15 protein-coding genes are annotated in these 16956 nt (G+C 66.7%); 11 read left to right on the forward strand and 4 right to left on the reverse strand.

The window, feature by feature from the left end; all coding sequences use genetic code 11:
- Positions 1 to 72 precede the first annotated feature (72 nt).
- From mshC to QXH22_RS19235, 4 genes are all read left to right on the forward strand, one after another.
- Positions 73 to 1308: a cysteine--1-D-myo-inosityl 2-amino-2-deoxy-alpha-D-glucopyranoside ligase gene (gene mshC / locus QXH22_RS19220; protein ID WP_306240075.1), complete on the forward strand. Its 1236-nt coding sequence runs from the start codon at positions 73 to 75 to the stop codon at positions 1306 to 1308.
- A 24-nt stretch (positions 1309 to 1332) separates the two neighbouring features.
- Positions 1333 to 2211, forward strand: a complete 879-nt coding sequence (locus QXH22_RS19225; RefSeq protein WP_306240077.1) for an SDR family oxidoreductase — start codon at positions 1333 to 1335, stop codon at positions 2209 to 2211.
- 9 nt (positions 2212 to 2220) lie between these two features.
- A complete protein-coding gene (locus QXH22_RS19230) occupies positions 2221 to 3435 on the forward strand; it encodes an FAD-dependent monooxygenase (RefSeq protein ID WP_306276653.1) in 1215 nt (404 codons plus the stop codon).
- A 71-nt stretch (positions 3436 to 3506) separates the two neighbouring features.
- A complete protein-coding gene (locus tag QXH22_RS19235) occupies positions 3507 to 3653 on the forward strand; it encodes a hypothetical protein (protein ID WP_306276655.1) in 147 nt (48 codons plus the stop codon).
- A 5-nt stretch (positions 3654 to 3658) separates the two neighbouring features.
- Here QXH22_RS19235 and QXH22_RS19240 read toward each other — a convergent pair whose 3' ends face one another.
- A complete protein-coding gene (locus QXH22_RS19240) occupies positions 3659 to 4540 on the reverse strand; it encodes a PAC2 family protein (RefSeq protein WP_306244143.1) in 882 nt (293 codons plus the stop codon).
- A gap of 435 nt (positions 4541 to 4975) precedes the next feature.
- Between QXH22_RS19240 and metH the strand changes: the two genes are divergently transcribed.
- The 5 genes from metH (at position 4976) to QXH22_RS19265 (ending at position 11885) form a co-directional block, all read left to right on the forward strand.
- Positions 4976 to 8737, forward strand: a complete 3762-nt coding sequence (gene metH / locus QXH22_RS19245; RefSeq protein WP_306276657.1) for a methionine synthase — start codon at positions 4976 to 4978, stop codon at positions 8735 to 8737.
- A gap of 51 nt (positions 8738 to 8788) precedes the next feature.
- Positions 8789 to 9070: a phosphoribosyl-ATP diphosphatase gene (locus tag QXH22_RS19250; protein WP_065132862.1), complete on the forward strand. Its 282-nt coding sequence runs from the start codon at positions 8789 to 8791 to the stop codon at positions 9068 to 9070.
- Between the two features lie 2 nt (positions 9071 to 9072).
- Complete coding sequence (gene hisG / locus QXH22_RS19255; RefSeq protein ID WP_306240082.1) at positions 9073 to 9918, forward strand: ATP phosphoribosyltransferase; 846 nt, start codon at positions 9073 to 9075, stop codon at positions 9916 to 9918.
- A 111-nt stretch (positions 9919 to 10029) separates the two neighbouring features.
- Positions 10030 to 10512: a DUF4126 domain-containing protein gene (locus tag QXH22_RS19260; protein ID WP_306276659.1), complete on the forward strand. Its 483-nt coding sequence runs from the start codon at positions 10030 to 10032 to the stop codon at positions 10510 to 10512.
- Entirely contained in the window at positions 10509 to 11885 is a 1377-nt protein-coding gene (locus QXH22_RS19265; protein WP_306276660.1) for an FAD-containing oxidoreductase, read from the forward strand. The genes QXH22_RS19260 and QXH22_RS19265 overlap by 4 nt, the downstream gene beginning before the upstream one ends.
- Before the next feature lie 222 nt (positions 11886 to 12107).
- Here QXH22_RS19265 and QXH22_RS19270 read toward each other — a convergent pair whose 3' ends face one another.
- Positions 12108 to 12983, reverse strand: coding sequence for a RecB family exonuclease (locus QXH22_RS19270; protein ID WP_306276661.1), 876 nt, complete (start codon positions 12981 to 12983; stop codon positions 12108 to 12110).
- 84 nt (positions 12984 to 13067) lie between these two features.
- On the opposite strand from QXH22_RS19270, the gene trmI reads away from it, so the two are divergent.
- Positions 13068 to 13910, forward strand: coding sequence for a tRNA (adenine(58)-N(1))-methyltransferase TrmI (trmI, locus tag QXH22_RS19275; RefSeq protein ID WP_306276662.1), 843 nt, complete (start codon positions 13068 to 13070; stop codon positions 13908 to 13910).
- Positions 13911 to 13916: 6 nt separating this feature from the next.
- Here trmI and QXH22_RS19280 read toward each other — a convergent pair whose 3' ends face one another.
- Entirely contained in the window at positions 13917 to 14210 is a 294-nt protein-coding gene (locus QXH22_RS19280) for a DUF503 domain-containing protein (protein WP_306240087.1), read from the reverse strand.
- A 4-nt stretch (positions 14211 to 14214) separates the two neighbouring features.
- A complete protein-coding gene (locus tag QXH22_RS19285; protein ID WP_306240088.1) occupies positions 14215 to 14826 on the reverse strand; it encodes a hypothetical protein in 612 nt (203 codons plus the stop codon).
- Between the two features lie 274 nt (positions 14827 to 15100).
- Between QXH22_RS19285 and arc the strand changes: the two genes are divergently transcribed.
- Positions 15101 to 16930, forward strand: coding sequence for a proteasome ATPase (gene arc, locus QXH22_RS19290; RefSeq protein ID WP_306240089.1), 1830 nt, complete (start codon positions 15101 to 15103; stop codon positions 16928 to 16930).
- Positions 16931 to 16956: the final 26 nt, after the last annotated feature.

Raw genomic sequence — 16956 nt, forward strand, 5'->3', positions numbered from 1 at the left:
CCTAGACCGATTGCCCGGCTTCTCAGCGCCCCGCTGTGCGGGGCGCATCGTCACCGGGCCTAAAGTCGACGCATGCGGTCGTGGTCTCCTCCGCCGGTCCCGGCGTTGCCCGGACGCGGTCCCGAACTGAGGCTCTACGACACCGCTGACCGGCAGATCCGCCCCGTTTCGGCCGGCGGCACGGCCACCATGTACGTCTGCGGCATCACGCCCTATGACGCGACGCATCTCGGCCACGCCGCCACCTACCTGACGTTCGACCTGATTCACCGTTTGTGGCTCGACCTCGGCCACGAGGTTCGGTACGTGCAGAACGTCACCGACGTGGACGACCCGCTCTTCGAGCGCGCCGAGCGCGACGGTGTCGACTGGCGCGAGCTCGCCGACCAGGAGGTCGCGTTGTTCCGCGAGGACATGACGGCGCTGCGGGTGCTGCCGCCGCAGGAGTACGTCGGGGCGACCGAGGCGATCCCCGAGATGGTCGAGCTCGTCGAGAAGATGGTCGCCTCGGGGGCCGCGTACGTCATCGAAGGCGAGTACCCGGACGTCTATTACCGGGCCGACGCCACACTGCAGTTCGGCTACGAATCGGGTTACGACCGGGAAACCATGCTGAACCTGTTCGAACAGCGTGGCGGTGATCCGCACCGGCCCGGCAAGACCGACGGACTCGACGCGCTGCTGTGGCGGGTGAACCGGCCGGGGGAGCCCAGCTGGCCGTCCCCGTTCGGCCCGGGCCGGCCGGGCTGGCACGTCGAATGCGCCGCCATCGCTATGAGCCGGATCGGCAGCGAAATCGATATCCAGGGCGGCGGCAGCGACCTGATCTTCCCGCACCACGAGTTCACTGCCGCCCACGCCGAATGTGTCAGCGGCGAACGCCGATTCGCCCGCCATTACGTGCACGCCGGCATGATCGGCTGGGACGGCCATAAGATGTCCAAGAGCCGGGGCAACTTGGTCCTGGTGTCGCAACTGCGCGCCCAGGGTGTCGACCCGTCGGCGGTCCGACTGGGCCTGCTCGCCGGGCACTACCGCGCCGACCGCTCCTGGAGCCTGCAGGTGCTCGAAGAGGCGCGCACCCGCCTGCACCGCTGGCGCACTGCCACCTCGCTGCCGGCCGCTCCCGACGCCGTCGACGTCCTGGGCCGCGTCCGCCGCTATCTGGCCGATGACCTGGACACGCCGAAAGCACTTGCGGCACTGGATGGTTGGGTGACAGACGCGCTGGAGTACGGCGGCCACGACGAGTCGGCCCCCGCGCTGGTGGCCGCCACGGTCGACGCCCTGCTGGGAGTCGGCCTTTAAGGCTGCGGTGGTACCTTTTGCGCCATGACATCGGTGCAGGACAAGGTCATTTTCATCACTGGCGCCGGGCGCGGAATCGGTGCCGAGGTCGCCCGCCGGCTGCATAACAAGGGCGCCAAGCTCGTCTTGACCGACCTGGGCGAAGCCGAGCTCAAATCGATCGCCGCCGAACTCGGCGGCGACGGCCGGGTGCTGACAGTCGTCGCCGACGTGCGCGACCTGGCGGCCATGCAGGCCGCCGCCGACCAGGCCGTGCAGAAGTTCGGCGGCATCGACGTCGTGGTGGCCAACGCCGGGATCGCCAGCTACGGCTCGGTGCTCACCGTCGACCCGGAGGCTGCAAAGCGGGTGATCGACGTGAACCTGATGGGCGTGTTCTACACGGTGCGCGCCACGCTGCCGTCGATCATCGACAGGCGCGGCTACGTGCTGATCGTCTCGTCGCTGGCCGCCTACGCCGCGGCTCCGGGAATGGTGCCCTACGACATGTCGAAGGCCGGCGTCGAACATCTGGCCCACGCGCTGCGACTGGAGGTCGCGCATCTGGGCGTGACGGTCGGGTCGGCTCACATGTCGTGGATCGATACCGCGCTGGTCCGCGACACCAAGGGCGACCTGCCGGCGTTCAGCGAGCTGTTGTCCAAGCTGCCTCCGCCGCTGAACAGGACCACTTCGGTCAACAAGTGCGCCGCGGCCTTCGTCAAGGGCATCGAGGGCCGCAAGACTCGGGTGTATTGCCCCGGTTGGGTGGCGGCGATGCGCTGGCTCAAGCCGGTGCTGTCGACGCGCATCGGCGAATCCGCGATCCTCAAGACCGCGGCCGAAGTGATGCCGAAGATGGACGCTCAGGTCCTCGCGCTGGGCCGATCCACCAGCGCATACACCCACGAGCTGGAGAAGTAGCAGCCCAGCGTGAAAGTAGTCATCTGCGGCGCGGGCATCGCCGGGCTGGCCGCCGCAGAGCGCCTGGCCTCCCTCGGTAACGACGTGGTGGTGCTCGAACGCGCCGCCGGGCCCCGCGAACAGGGCTACATGATCGACTTCTTCGGCGCCGGCTACGACGCAGCCGAGGCGATCGGCGTGCTGCCGGCGATCCGGGCGGTCGGCTACAACTTCGACGAAGCCGGCCTGTTCGACCAGCAGGGGCGCCGCCGCGCCGCTGTCTCCTACGTCAAGATCGACCGGGCGTTGCGCGGCCGCCTGTGCAGCGTGATGCGCCCCGACCTGGAAAAGGTCCTGCGGGACAATCTGCCCGACACCGTCGAATTGCGCTACGGAGCCGACGTCACCGGCATCGAGGATCGCGAGGACGGCGTGACGGTCACGCTGGCCGGCGGGGACACACTCGACGCCGACCTGCTCGTCGGAGCCGACGGAATTCACTCGACCGTGCGCGCGCTGGTGTTCGGCGAGGAAGCGCAGTATCTGAGGTACCTCGGATTCCACACCGCCGCTTTCCTTTTCGACGCCGCCGCGATCCGTGAGGCGGCCGGCGACGACGTCGCCCTCACCGACACCATCGACCGGCAGATCGGCTTCTACGGGCTACGAAACGGCAAGGTGGCCGTGTTCGCGGTGCACCGCGCCGCGGAGCGACGACTGCCCGACGACGCCCGCGCCGCGATACGGGAAAGCTACGCCGACATGGGCTGGCTGGTGCCTGACGCACTGCAGCGGTGCCCCCCGTCGGAGCAGATCTACTACGACGAGGTCGCCCAGGTGGTCATGCCGCGCTGGCACAAGAACCGCGTGGTGCTGATCGGCGACGCCTGCGCGGCGGTCTCGTTGGTGGCCGGTCAGGGCGCCTCACTGGCCGTCGGCGCCGCCTATGTGCTGGCCGAGCAGCTTCGCCGGACGTCGACGGTGGAACGGGCGCTGGACTTTTATGAGCAGCTGTGGCGCCCGGAGATCGAGGAGAAGCAGAAAGCGGGACGGGACGCGGCCAACCGGTTCCTGCCCAGCTCGCCGTTTCAGCTGTGGACCCGGCGCACCGCGCTGCGGCTGGCCTGGCTCCCGTCCGTCAGCCGGCGTATCACCGCGGCGCTGGTCGGCCCGCCCTCTCCGGTGGTCGCGATGCTGCGCACCGGCTCGGAGTCCGACGAAGGTGGGGAAAGCGCAGCGGACTAAATCGGTGCGCGGCTAGCATGCACCTTTCCAGGCCTCACATAGTGCGTGTCCCGCAACGAAAGGTGCCGACGATGAATCGTGTGAAGGGCGTGCGGACACGGCGGCTGCTGGGTGCGGTGTTCGCCGTGATGATTGCGTCATTGACGGTGGGTTGCACGGAGCACGCTCCGACCCCGCCGGGGTTCTTCACAATCAGGAATGTGCCGCCGGCTGGTTGACCGCTCTACAGCCCGAAGCCCGGCCGGCGTCGCCGCAGATAGCGTTCAAACTCGGCGGCCAGCGCGTCGCCGTCGATCTTGCCGAGCGCCTCGTTGACGTCCACCGCGGCGTCGCCGTGCTGCTCGAGCGACTGCACGTACTCGGCCAGCTCCTCGTCGTCGGCGGCCATTTCGGTGATTTCCTGCTCCCACGCCTCGGCCTGGGTCGGCAGGTCGCCGAGTGGCACTTCGACATCGAGCACTTCCTCCACCCGCCGCAGCAGCGCTACCGTCGCCTTCGGGTTGGGCGGATGCGACACATAGTGCGGAACCGCCGCCCAGAACGTGACCGCGGGAATTCCGGCGGCCACGCAGGCGTACTGGAAAACCCCGGCGATGCCCGTCGGGCCCTCGTACCGCGTTTCTTCCAGGCCGAACAGCCGCGCCGACTCCGACGAGTAGGCCGCACCGGAGACCGGCACCGGCCGGGTGTGCGGCGTATCGGCCAGCAGCGCCCCGAGAATGACGACGGTGTCGACATTGAGCTTGTCGATGACTGCCAGCAGCTCATCGCAGAACGTGCGCCAGCGCATGTTCGGCTCGACCCCGTGCATCAAGACGACGTCGCGGTCGCTGTCTGGCGGCCGGCAGTGCGAGATGCGCATCGCCGGCCACTCCAGCTCCCTGGTGACGCCGTCGACCTGGCGGATGACCGGGCGATTGACCTGGTAGTCGTAGTACGCCTCGTCGTCGATCTCGACAATCGGCAGCGCATCCCAGATGGCGGCCAGGTGCGTCACCGCGTCACTGGCCGCGTCGCCGGCGTCGTTCCAGCCCTCGAAAGCCGCCACCACCACGGTGTTGTGCAGCTGGGGGAGCGTGTCGTCACCCGGCCCAGGATCCGGCAAAGTCACCCAGTCAGCCTACGGCGTGACCAAGCGGCGCCGGTGCGGGCGTGGCCGTGCCGCAGCCCCCGTCCTCGCCGAGAATGCCGCAGCGGTCGCGCTTCGGGCCTCGACCGCGACCGTGGTGGCAATCTCGGCGAAAACGCGGAGAACTCCGATCCATAGGTCGTCTATCCTTATCAGGAGACTGCGGACGAGGCGAAATACGCCCGGGTGCAGTCTGGTTAACCTAGGTAACCAGGACATTGCCGACAAGATCCGCGAGCTGACGCTCAACGGCGCCGCGACCGGCACACGGATCGGGTCGAGCTGGGCGTCCAGACGTCGTACTACGACGTAGACTTCTCTCGTCGAGAGGCGTTGCAACGGATCCGGGTCCGCACAGGCCGGTTTCCGCCACGCTCGGCGGAGTCAAGGACGCCTTCCGCTAAGGAAGGAATGTACGTGAACGCCTCTGAGTCGATCGCCGCGACAGAATTCGCACCCAACGTCCGCCCCGACTGCACCGAAGCGCTGACGGCAGCGCTGCGCGAGCGGATTGTGGTGATCGACGGTGCGATGGGCACGGCGATCCAGCGGGACCGGCCCGACGAGGCCGGCTACCGCGGCGAGCGCTTCAAGGACTGGCCCAGTGATCTCGTCGGTAACAACGACCTGCTGAATCTGACCCAGCCGCACATCATCGAGGGAATCCACCGGGAGTACCTGGAGGCGGGCGCCGACATCCTGGAGACCAACACGTTCAACGCGAACGCGGTCTCACTCGCCGACTACAACATGCAGGAATTGGCCTACGAGCTGAACTACACCGGCGCTGCGCTGGCCCGTCAGGCGGCCGACGAGTTCAGCACCCCCGAGAAGCCCCGCTACGTGGCCGGCGCCCTCGGGCCGACGACGCGGACCGCGTCGATCTCCCCGGACGTCAACGACCCCGGGGCGCGCAACGTCTCCTACGACCAGCTGGTCGCCGCCTACCTCGAAGCCGCCAACGGACTGGTCGACGGTGGGGCCGACATCATCATCATCGAGACGATCTTCGACTCGCTGAACGCCAAGGCGGCAGTGTTCGCCGTCGAGACCCTGTTCGAGGACCGCGGGCGTCGCTGGCCGCTCATCATCTCGGGCACCATCACCGACGCTTCCGGCCGCACGCTGTCCGGCCAGGTCACCGAGGCGTTCTGGAACTCGATCAGGCACGCGAAGCCGATCGCGGTCGGCCTCAACTGCGCGCTGGGTGCGCCGGAGATGCGGCCCTACATCGCCGAGGTGGCACGCATCGCGGACACCTTCGTCTCCTGCTACCCGAACGCCGGCCTGCCCAACGCCTTCGGTGAGTACGACGAGTCCCCGGAGCGTCAGGCCGGCTACATCGCCGATTTCGCCGGCGCCGGCCTGGTCAACCTGGTCGGTGGCTGCTGCGGAACGACGCCGGCGCACATCGCCGAGATCGCCAAGGTCGTCAAGGGCAAGCCGCCGCGTGAGGTGCCGGAGATCCCGGTGGCCACCCGGCTGTCGGGCCTGGAGCCGCTCAACATCACCGACGGCTCCCTGTTCGTGAACATCGGTGAGCGCACCAACATCACCGGTTCCGCCCGGTTCCGCAACCTGATCAAGGCCGAGGACTACGACACCGCCCTGTCGGTCGCCCTGCAGCAGGTCGAGGTCGGTGCGCAGGTCATCGACATCAACATGGACGAGGGCATGATCGACGGCGTCGCCGCGATGGACCGCTTCACGAAGCTGATCGCGGCCGAGCCCGACATCAGCCGCGTCCCGGTGATGATCGACTCCTCCAAATGGGAGGTCATCGAGGCGGGCCTGAAGAACGTGCAGGGCAAGCCCATCGTCAACTCGATCTCCATGAAGGAGGGCGAGGAGAAGTTCATCCGCGAGGCGCAGCTGTGTCGTAAGTACGGTGCCGCCGTCGTCGTGATGGCCTTCGACGAGAAGGGGCAGGCCGACAATTTGGAGCGCCGCAAGGAGATCTGCGGGCGCGCCTACCGGATCCTCACCGAAGAGGTCGGCTTCCCGCCCGAGGACATCATCTTCGACCCGAACTGCTTCGCGCTGGCGACCGGCATCGAGGAGCACGCGACCTACGGGATCGACTTCATCGAGGCCTGCGCCTGGATCAAGGAGAACCTTCCCGGGGTGCACATCTCCGGCGGTATCTCGAACGTGTCGTTCTCGTTCCGGGGCAACAACCCCGTTCGTGAGGCGATCCACGCGGTGTTCCTGTTTCACGCCATCAAGGCCGGCCTGGACATGGGCATCGTCAACGCCGGTGCGCTGGTGCCCTACGACTCGATCGACCCCGAGCTGCGTGACCGCATCGAGGACGTCGTCCTGAACCGTCGCGAAGACGCGGCCGAACGGCTGCTGGAAATCGCCGAACGGTTCAACAGCACGGAGAAATCCGAGGACCCGGCCGCTGCCGAGTGGCGCAGCCTGCCCGTGCGCGAGCGGATCACCCACGCGTTGGTCAAGGGCATCGACGCCCACGTCGACGAGGACACCGAGGAGCTGCGGGCCGAGATCGCCGCCGCGGGCGGCCGCCCGATCGAGGTGATCGAGGGCCCGCTGATGGACGGCATGAACGTCGTCGGTGACCTCTTCGGCTCCGGCAAGATGTTTCTGCCCCAGGTGGTGAAGTCGGCCCGGGTGATGAAGAAGGCTGTCGCCTATCTGCTGCCCTACATCGAGGCAGAGAAGGAAGAATCCAACGTCTCTTCCAAGGACACCAACGGCACGATCGTGATGGCGACGGTGAAGGGCGACGTGCACGACATCGGCAAGAACATCGTCGGGGTTGTCCTGCAGTGCAACAACTACGAAGTGATCGACCTCGGCGTGATGGTGCCCGCGAGCAAGATCCTGGACGCGGCTAAGGAGCACAACGCCGACATCATCGGGCTGTCCGGCCTGATCACCCCGTCTTTGGACGAGATGGTCAACTTCGCGGTCGAAATGGAGCGCGAAGGGCTGGAGATCCCGCTGCTGATCGGCGGCGCGACCACCTCGCGCGCCCACACGGCCGTGAAGGTGGCGCCGCGGCGCAAAGGTCCGGTGGTGTGGGTGAAGGACGCGTCCCGCTCGGTGCCCGTCGCGGCCGCGCTGCTGGATGACAAGCAGCGCCCGGCTCTGTTGGAGGCCACCGAAAAGGACTACGCGTCCCTTCGCGAACGGCACGCCCAGAAGAACGAGCGGCCGATGATGACGCTGGAGAAGGCGCGCGCGAACCGCACGCCGATCGAATGGGACGGCTACACGCCGCCGGTGCCCGCCCAGGGCCTGGGCGTGCGGGAGTTTAACGACTATGACCTCGCAGAGCTGCGCGAGTACATCGACTGGCAGCCCTTCTTCAACGCCTGGGAGATGAAGGGCCGCTTCCCGGACATCCTCAACAACCCGGCCACCGGCGAGGCCGCCCGCAAGCTCTACGACGACGCCCAGGAGATGCTCGACACCCTGATCAAGGAGAAGTGGCTGACTGCCAACGGCGTAATCGGGTTCTTCCCGGCCAACGCCGTCGGGGACGACATCGAGGTCTACACCGACGACACCCGCACCGAGGTGCTGACCAGGTTGCACAATCTGCGTCAGCAGGGCGAGCACCGCGAAGGCATCCCGAACCGGTCGCTGGGCGACTACGTCGCCCCCAAAGATACGGGTCTGGCCGACTACGTCGGGGCCTTCGCCGTCACCGCGGGGCTGGGCAGCCAGGACAAGATCGTGGAGTTCAAGGCCGCCCTTGACGACTACAGCGCGATCCTGCTGGAGTCGATCGCCGACCGGCTGGCAGAGGCGTTCGCCGAACGGATGCACCAACGGGTCCGCAAGGAGTTCTGGGGATTCCAGCCGGACGAGCAGCTGGACAACGAGGCCCTCATCGGTGAGAAATACCGGGGAATCCGCCCCGCCCCCGGCTACCCGGCCTGCCCGGAGCACACCGAGAAGGTGACGCTCTGGAAGTTGATGGACGTCCGGGAGCGCACCGGAATCGAGCTGACCGAGTCGATGGCGATGTGGCCGGGTGCTGCCGTCAGCGGCTGGTACTTCTCGCACCCGCAGTCGCAGTACTTCGTGGTCGGCCGGCTGGCCCAGGATCAGGTCGCCGACTACGCGAAGCGCAAGGGATGGACCCTGCAGGAAGCCGAGCGCTGGCTCGCCCCCAACCTCGGCTACAACCCGGAGGACTGAGGCTGTCGGCGTGACCCTGCTGCACCACCCCGACGCCAGGTACGTCAACGTCTGAAACAATCGCTGGTCGTGAAGACCTTCGAGGAGCTGTTCGCCCAGCTCGGTGAACGTGCCCGGACCCGACCGGCCGGTAGCGCCACCGTGGCCGCTCTGGACGCCGGAGTACACACATTGGGCAAGAAGATCCTGGAAGAGGCCGGCGAGGTGTGGTTGGCCGCCGAACACGAACCCGACGAGGCGCTGGCCGAGGAGATCAGCCAATTGCTGTATTGGACGCAGGTGTTGATGATCTCTCGCGGCCTGTCCCTCGACGACGTCTACCGGAAGCTGTGAGCATGTTGCGAGTCGCGGTGCCCAACAAGGGGGCGCTGAGCGAGCCGGCCAGCGAGATCCTCTCCGAAGCCGGCTACCGCCGCCGCACCGATCCCAAAGACCTCACCGTCATCGACCCGCTCAACAGCGTCGAGTTCTTTTTCCTTCGCCCCAAAGACATCGCCATCTATGTCGGTTCCGGCGAACTCGACTTTGGGATCACCGGTCGGGATCTTGCGCTGGATTCGGACGCGCCGGTGCGCGAACGACTGGCGCTGGGCTTCGGATCCTCCAAGTTCCGTTACGCGGGCCCCGCCGGGCGGGAGTGGACGGTGACCGACCTGGCGGGCAAGCGGATCGCCACCGCGTACCCGAATTTGGTGCGAAAAGATCTGTCCGCCAAGGGAATCGACGCTACGGTGATCAGGCTCGACGGCGCGGTGGAGATTTCGGTGCAGCTCGGCGTGGCCGACGCCATCGCCGACGTGGTCGGATCGGGCCGCACCCTGAGCCTGCACAACCTGGTGGCTTTCGGTGAGCCGCTGTGTGATTCAGAGGCGGTGTTGATCGAACGGGCCCAGGACCACTCCAGCGCGGCCCGTGATCAATTGGTGGCCCGGGTTCAGGGCGTTGTTTTCGGCCAGCAGTACCTGATGCTCGATTACGACTGCCCGCGTTCGGCGTTGGAGCAGGCCACGTCGATCACACCAGGACTCGAGTCGCCGACCATCGCTCCACTCGCCGATCCGGACTGGGTCGCGGTACGCGCGCTGGTGCCACGCCGGGGTGTCAACGCAATCATGGACGAGCTCGCCGCGATCGGAGCGAAAGCGATTCTGGCATCCGACATCAGATTCTGCCGATTCTGACCCCTCGCCAGAGCCGTTGCTGTGTTAGCGTCCCCGCTGGGACCGCCGCGTTAATCGGGGGCTTTCCCGTTATCGTCGCCAGGCTGTACGTCTGTCCCAGGAGGGATCGCTGTGACGCAGGTTCTCGTTCTTCTTCTCGCGGTGTTGATCGGTGTCGTCGCCGGATTGCGGTCGTTGACGGCACCCGCCGCGGTCTCGTGGGCAGTCTTCCTGAGCTGGCTCAATCTGCACGGAACATGGGCGTCGTGGGTGGGCAACCTGGTGACGGTGGTGATCCTGAGCCTGCTCGCGGTCGCCGAACTGGTGAACGACAAGCTGCCCAAGACCCCACCGCGCACCGCGCCACCGGTGTTCGCCGTTCGCCTCATCATGGGTGGTTTCGCCGCTGCGGTCATCGGCACGGCCTGGGGGCACAAGTGGGCCGCGCTGGGCGCCGGCATCGTCGGCGCAGTACTGGGCACGGTCGGCGGGTACCAGGCGCGCCGCGCACTGGTAGCCAAGAACGGCGGCCATGACCTGCCGATAGCGCTGCTGGAAGACGCCGTCGCCGTGCTCGGTGCGTTCGCCATTGTCGCCGCGGCCGCCGCACTGTGACGGAGGCGCAGCAGTTCGACGCTATCGTCGTCGGAGCGGGTCAGGCGGGACCGCCGCTTGCCGGGCGGCTCAGCGCGGCAGGGCAGCGGGTCGCTGTCATCGAGCGCCAGCACGTCGGCGGAACGTGCGTGAATTACGGATGTATCCCCACCAAGACTCTGGTTGCCAGTGCTCACGCCGCACATCTGGCTCGCCGGGGTGCCGACTACGGCGTCGGAACGGGGCCCGTCACCGTCGACATGGCCAGGGTCAAGGCCCGCAAAGACGAGATCATGCTCAAAGACCGCCACGGTGTCCAGAAATGGCTGGACGGCATGGACGGCACCACGTTCATTCGCGGACACGCCCGCTTCGAGGACCCACACACCATCAGGGTGGGTGATCAGCTGCTGCGGGGCGAGCGAATCTTCCTCAATGTCGGTGGCCGCGCGGTGATCCCGAATATCCCGGGACTCGCCGACGTCGACTACCTGACCAACGTGACCATCATGGATCTCGACACGGTGCCCGAGCACCTGGTCGTGGTGGGCGGCAGCTACATCGCGCTGGAATTCGCGCAGATGTACCGACGGTTCGGTGCCCCGGTCACCGTCATCGAGCGTGGGCCGCGGCTGGCTTCACGCGAGGACGAAGACGTCTCGGCCACCATCCGCGAGATTCTGGAGGGCGAGGGCATCGACGTCGTCACCGGTGCGGATGATGTGCGACTTGCCAAGACGGACAAGGGTTTTGAATTGACTCCCCATGCCGGAGCAGATCCCGTCGCGGGCAGTCATCTGCTGCTTGCGGTGGGGCGTCAGCCCAACACCGACGACCTGGGCCTGGAGGCGGCCGGTGTACAGACCGACGCCAGGGGTTACATCGTGGTCGACGATCAGCTCAAGACCAGCGTCGACCACATCTGGGCGTTGGGCGACTGCAACGGCAAGGGCGCCTTCACCCACACCTCCTACAACGACTTCGAAATCGTCGCCGCCAACCTGCTCGATGACGATCCGCGCCGGGTCAGCGACCGCATCACCACCTACGCGCTGTACATCGACCCGCCGCTGGGACGGGCCGGCATGACCGTCGAGCAGGCCCGCGCCGCCGGCCGCAAGGTGCTGGTCGGCAAGAGGCCGATGACCCGGGTCGGCCGAGCGGTCGAAAAGGGTGAAACGCAAGGGTTTATGAAGGTCGTCGTCGACGCCGAGACCGATGAGATCCTGGGCGCCGCCATCTTCGGCGTCGGTGGCGACGAGGCCGTGCACTGCGTCCTGGACGTGATGTCGGCCAAGGCGCCCTACACGACGCTCTCGCGCACCATGCACATCCACCCGACGGTCAGTGAGCTCATTCCCACGGTGCTGCAGGAGATGTCACCGCTCGACTAGCGCGCGTAGTGCTGCGCCGAGCTGCCATCGCTTGACGGATATCGCCTCGCTAAGTTCGAAGTGCTTTGTCCGGCAATAGAATTAGCTAGTAGGCGAAGCGACGTGCCCGGCCGTGCCCCCTTGAGGCACGGGCGATCACCCGCAAGCAGCAGGCGGACGGATGCCAAACTCGACCAGGCCGGGAGCACACGGTCAGAGATCAGAACCTGGCCAGGGACCGCTTCACGCCGCCGGCTCGGTCGGCTGTGAGGCCGTCTGGCGCGCGAACCCTGGCCAGCCAGGGTAGGGCGGTGGCGTCCCGCCGAACGCGGGGCAGTGCGCCTGATGGGGGCACCAGTCACACAACCGCGACGGGCTGGGCCGGAAATCGCCGGTCTGTCCGGCGGCCCGGATGGCTCGCCAGATCGCCATCAGCGTCTTCTCGAAGCGCAACAACTCGTCGTGGTCCGGCGCGTAGTCGAGCACCTGACCGTCGGCCAGATAGATCAGTCGCAACCGGGCCGGCAGGACGCCGCGTGAACGGAGCAACGCCACGGCGTAGAACTTCATCTGGAACATCGCCTTGAACTCGGCCCTGGAATCGAACCCACCCCGCGCGACCGGTGGCGCTTTGCCGGTCTTGTAGTCCACGACCCGCAGTTCCCCGGTGCCTGCGACATCGATGCGATCGATGTAGCCACGCAGTAGCGTGCCGTCGGCCAGTTCGACCTCCACGCGCTGCTCACAACACTGCGGCTCGAACCGCGTCGGGTCTTCTAGCCGGTAGTAACCCGACAGCAGGGCGCGCGCTTCGCCGAGCAACTCCGCGCGTAACTCGGGATCCAGCTCATCGGCCAGCGTCGGCTCGCCGACTATCACCCGGTCCCACGCGGCCTCCAACAGCGAGTAGGCGGTGTCCGGCACCCGCTGCGGTGCGGGCAGCCCATACAGCTGCTCGAGAGCGGCGTGCACCACCGAGCCGCGCAGTTGCGCTGTCGAGGGCGCCTCCGGCAACCGGTCGATCGCACGGAACCGGTACAGCAGCGGGCACTGCTTGAAGTCGGCGGCCCGCGACGGCGACAGCGCCGGCGGGGGGCGTGACTCCGGCTGGTCCGTCATATTCGCAGCCTAGGACTGGGGCGTGACAAATCATGGTCAACCCCGACCACGAGCTACGGCGCGTCGGCTGGCACGCTATACGCCGTGTCAGCAACCGGTCCGTTCACCGTGGGCGAGCGCGTCCAGCTCACCGACGCCAAGGGCCGTCATTACACGATCACCCTGACGCCGGGTGCCGAGTTCCACACGCATCGCGGCCGGATCGCGCACGACGCCCTGATCGGTCTCGAGCAGGGCAGCGTCGTCAAATCCAGCAACGGCGCCCTGTTCCTGGTGCTGCGGCCACTCCTGGTCGACTACGTCATGTCGATGCCGCGCGGACCGCAGGTGATCTATCCCAAGGACGCGGCGCAGATCATCCATGAGGGAGACATCTTCCCGGGCGCGCGGGTGCTTGAGGCCGGCGCCGGATCCGGTGCGCTGACTCTCTCGCTGCTGCGGGCGGTCGGGCCGCAGGGGCAGGTCGTCTCGTACGAAGCGCGTGCGGATCACGCGGAGCACGCCCGCCGCAACGTCTCGGCTTTCTACGGCCAGGCCCCGGAGAACTGGCAGCTGATCATCAGCGACCTTGCCGACGCCGAGTTGCCCGACGGTTCGTTTGACCGGGCGGTGCTGGACATGCTGGCGCCCTGGGATGTGCTCGACGCGGTGTCGAGACTGGTGGTCGCCGGTGGCGTCCTGCTGATCTACGTCGCAACCGTCACGCAGTTGTCGAAAGTGGTCGAAGCGGTGCGGGCACAGCAGTGCTGGACCGAACCGCGGTCCTGGGAGACGATGCAGCGTGGCTGGAACGTCGTCGGCCTGGCCGTGCGCCCCCAGCACACCATGCGCGGGCATACCGCTTTCCTCGTCGCCACCCGGCGGCTGGCGCCGGGCGCGGTGGCGCCTGCGCCGCTCGGCCGCAAGCGTGAGGGCAGGGACGGCTAAGGCTGGCTAATCGTCGCTGCGGTTGAGCCCGCGCCGCACCGACAGCAACTCAAACTCCGGATGCGCAGCGACGAGGCGTTCGGCCGCATCGAGGACATCCACGGCATGGGCCCGGTCTCGCGACACCATGGCCACGCCGATCCCGGCCCGCCGATGCAGATCGTGCGAATCGGTCTCAGCCGCCGAAACGCTGAACTTGCGCTGCAACTCGGCCACCACCGGGCGGATCACCGAACGCTTCTGTTTGAGCGAGCGCACATCGCCCAGCAGCACGTCGAATTCGAGCCAACCGATCCACATCGAGTCAGGGCGTCGGCGACGGCGTCGGCGAGGGTCCGGCCGCCGGGGTGGGGGCGGGGCTCGGCGACGGGCTTGGTGAAGCCGGCGAGGGCGCCGCTGTCGAGTTTCGCGAGTTCTGCAGAGCCAGCAGCATCTCCGCGGTCTTGCGGGACAGCTGCCAACCTCCCTGGGCGGGCGTGAACTCCATTGGGAAGGTGAATTCCCGACGCTCTGGATTGGCCGTGTTGACGACGACGGTGGCCAGCACGCAACCCGCGTCCGTGGCCGACCACGCGACGTTGTTCGCCGTGAACGTCATCGGCAAGTAGCCGCCGTCGCGCGCGGCGTTGGTGAACCTGTCCAGCGCCGTGGCCGCCTCCGGGGTCGACCCCTGCACGAGGTTGAGTTTGTTGCTGCCCGGCACGGCCGGGTCAGCGAGGCGGGCCAGCACATCGGTGAGAGCTTCGGGCGGTGGCAGGGGAGCGCTAGGAGGAGCCACGGATGTGATGGACGTGGGCGGTGGTCCAGGTGTCTGCGCCGAGTCCAACTGTCTCGCGGTGTTGTGCGAACAACCCGTCATCGTGATCACCACCGCAGTGGCGGCGGTGCCCAGTGTTACGCAGACGTTGCCGGACATCCGGGACAGCCTCAATTACAGGCGACGAAGCCGATTGCGTTGCACGTCACATCGCAGACCGCGGAAGGCGCGAATGGAGCGGTCAGAACGCCTGTGGCTAGGGATTTCGCGGTCACGGAAGTCCTTTCGCTCGGCCCGAATAGAAGGCGAGATTACCAGCGTGACCCAACTTGTAACTTTCAAACGGCATTTGACTGCCCACATCGATCGTGGTTGACCGGTAGCGTTGAGGGTATCCGCCACACCTATTCCTGGTGCGGGAAAGGAGCGCAACATGGGTGACTCAGAGCGTTCTGAAGCATTCAAGACATCTCGCGATATCCCCCTGTCCAGCGACGATGCTGCCGAACTCGAACAGCTGCGGCGTGAGGCCGCGGCTCTGCGCGAGCAACTCGACAACGCGGTTGCCCACCAGAGCCCGGCGCGTTCGGCGCGCGACGTGCATCAGCTCGAGGCCCGAATCGACTCCCTTGCGGCCCGCAATTCCAAATTAATGGAAACTCTTAAAGAGGCCCGTCAGCAGTTGCTGGCATTGCGGGAAGAAGTCGACCGGCTGGGGCAACCACCGAGCGGCTATGGCGTCCTGCTGGGCACCCATGACGACGAGACCGTCGACGTGTTCACCTCCGGCCGCAAGATGCGCCTGACATGCTCGCCCAACATCGACACCTCCGTGCTGAAGAAGGGCCAGACGGTCCGGCTCAACGAGGCGCTGACGGTGGTCGAGGCCGGAACGTACGAGTCGGTCGGCGAGATCTCGACGTTGCGCGAGGTGCTGGGCGACGGTCACCGTGCCCTCGTGGTCGGCCACGCCGACGAGGAGCGCATCGTGTGGCTGGCCGAGCCGCTTGTTGCCGAGGATCTGCCGGAAGGCCACCCCGACGCGCTCAACGACGACACCCGGCCCCGCCGGTTGCGTCCGGGGGACTCGCTGCTGGTGGACACCAAGGCCGGGTACGCCTTCGAGCGCATTCCCAAGGCCGAGGTCGAGGACCTGGTGCTCGAAGAGGTGCCCGACGTCAGCTACGAGGACATCGGTGGCCTGACGCGTCAGATCGAACAGATCCGCGACGCCGTCGAACTGCCGTTTCTGCACAAGGAGCTGTATCGCGAGTACGCGTTGCGTCCGCCCAAAGGCGTGCTGCTCTACGGTCCGCCCGGTTGCGGTAAGACGCTGATCGCCAAGGCCGTCGCCAACTCGCTGGCCAAAAAGATGGCCGATCTTCGCGGCGACGACGCCCGCGAGGCGAAGTCGTACTTCCTCAACATCAAGGGTCCCGAGCTGCTCAACAAGTTCGTCGGAGAGACCGAACGCCACATCCGGCTGATCTTCCAGCGGGCCCGCGAGAAGGCCTCCGAGGGCACCCCGGTGATCGTGTTCTTCGACGAGATGGACTCGATCTTCCGCACCCGCGGCACCGGTGTCTCGTCGGACGTCGAGACCACGGTGGTGCCTCAGCTGCTTTCGGAGATCGACGGCGTCGAAGGCTTGGAGAACGTCATCGTGATCGGCGCCTCCAACCGCGAGGACATGATCGACCCGGCCATCCTGCGGCCCGGCCGTCTTGACGTGAAGATCAAGATCGAGCGTCCGGATGCCGAAGCCGCACAGGACATCTTCTCGAAGTACCTGGTCGAGACCCTTCCGGTGCACGCTGACGATCTCGCCGAGTTCAACGGCGACCGCAGTGCCTGCATCAGGGCGATGATCGAGAAGGTCGTCGAGCGGATGTACGCCGAGATCGACGACAACCGGTTCCTGGAAGTCACCTACGCCAACGGTGACAAGGAAGTCATGTACTTCAAAGACTTCAACTCCGGGGCGATGATCCAGAACGTGGTCGACCGCGCGAAGAAGAACGCGATCAAGTCGGTGTTGGAGACGGGCCAGCCGGGTCTGCGCATCCAGCACCTGCTCGACTCGATCGTCGACGAGTTCGCCGAGAACGAGGACCTGCCCAACACCACCAACCCCGATGACTGGGCGCGGATCTCGGGCAAGAAGGGTGAGCGGATCGTGTACATCCGCACCCTGGTCACCGGCAAGTCGTCGAGCGCGTCGCGGGCCATCGACACCGAGTCGAACCTGGGTCAGTACCTGTAGATAACGGCGGACGCTTGTCCGCCAGG

Origin of the sequence: Mycobacterium sp. TY814 (genome assembly GCF_030755175.1) — a bacterium.
In the GTDB taxonomy this organism is placed as follows: domain Bacteria; phylum Actinomycetota; class Actinomycetes; order Mycobacteriales; family Mycobacteriaceae; genus Mycobacterium.

Excerpts from the sequence above, each read along its gene's own strand:
- mshC (WP_306240075.1), top strand. The coding sequence starts at position 73 with ATGCGGTCGTGGTCTCCTCCGCCGGTCCCGGCGTTGCCCGGACGCGGT.
- QXH22_RS19225 (WP_306240077.1), top strand. The coding sequence starts at position 1,333 with ATGACATCGGTGCAGGACAAGGTCATTTTCATCACTGGCGCCGGGCGC.
- QXH22_RS19235 (WP_306276655.1), top strand. The coding sequence starts at position 3,507 with ATGAATCGTGTGAAGGGCGTGCGGACACGGCGGCTGCTGGGTGCGGTG.
- metH (WP_306276657.1), top strand. The coding sequence starts at position 4,976 with ATGTACGTGAACGCCTCTGAGTCGATCGCCGCGACAGAATTCGCACCC.
- hisG (WP_306240082.1), top strand. The coding sequence starts at position 9,073 with ATGTTGCGAGTCGCGGTGCCCAACAAGGGGGCGCTGAGCGAGCCGGCC.
- QXH22_RS19270 (WP_306276661.1), bottom strand. The coding sequence starts at position 12,983 with ATGACGGACCAGCCGGAGTCACGCCCCCCGCCGGCGCTGTCGCCGTCG.
- QXH22_RS19280 (WP_306240087.1), bottom strand. The coding sequence starts at position 14,210 with ATGTGGATCGGTTGGCTCGAATTCGACGTGCTGCTGGGCGATGTGCGC.
- QXH22_RS19285 (WP_306240088.1), bottom strand. The coding sequence starts at position 14,826 with ATGTCCGGCAACGTCTGCGTAACACTGGGCACCGCCGCCACTGCGGTG.
- arc (WP_306240089.1), top strand. The coding sequence starts at position 15,101 with ATGGGTGACTCAGAGCGTTCTGAAGCATTCAAGACATCTCGCGATATC.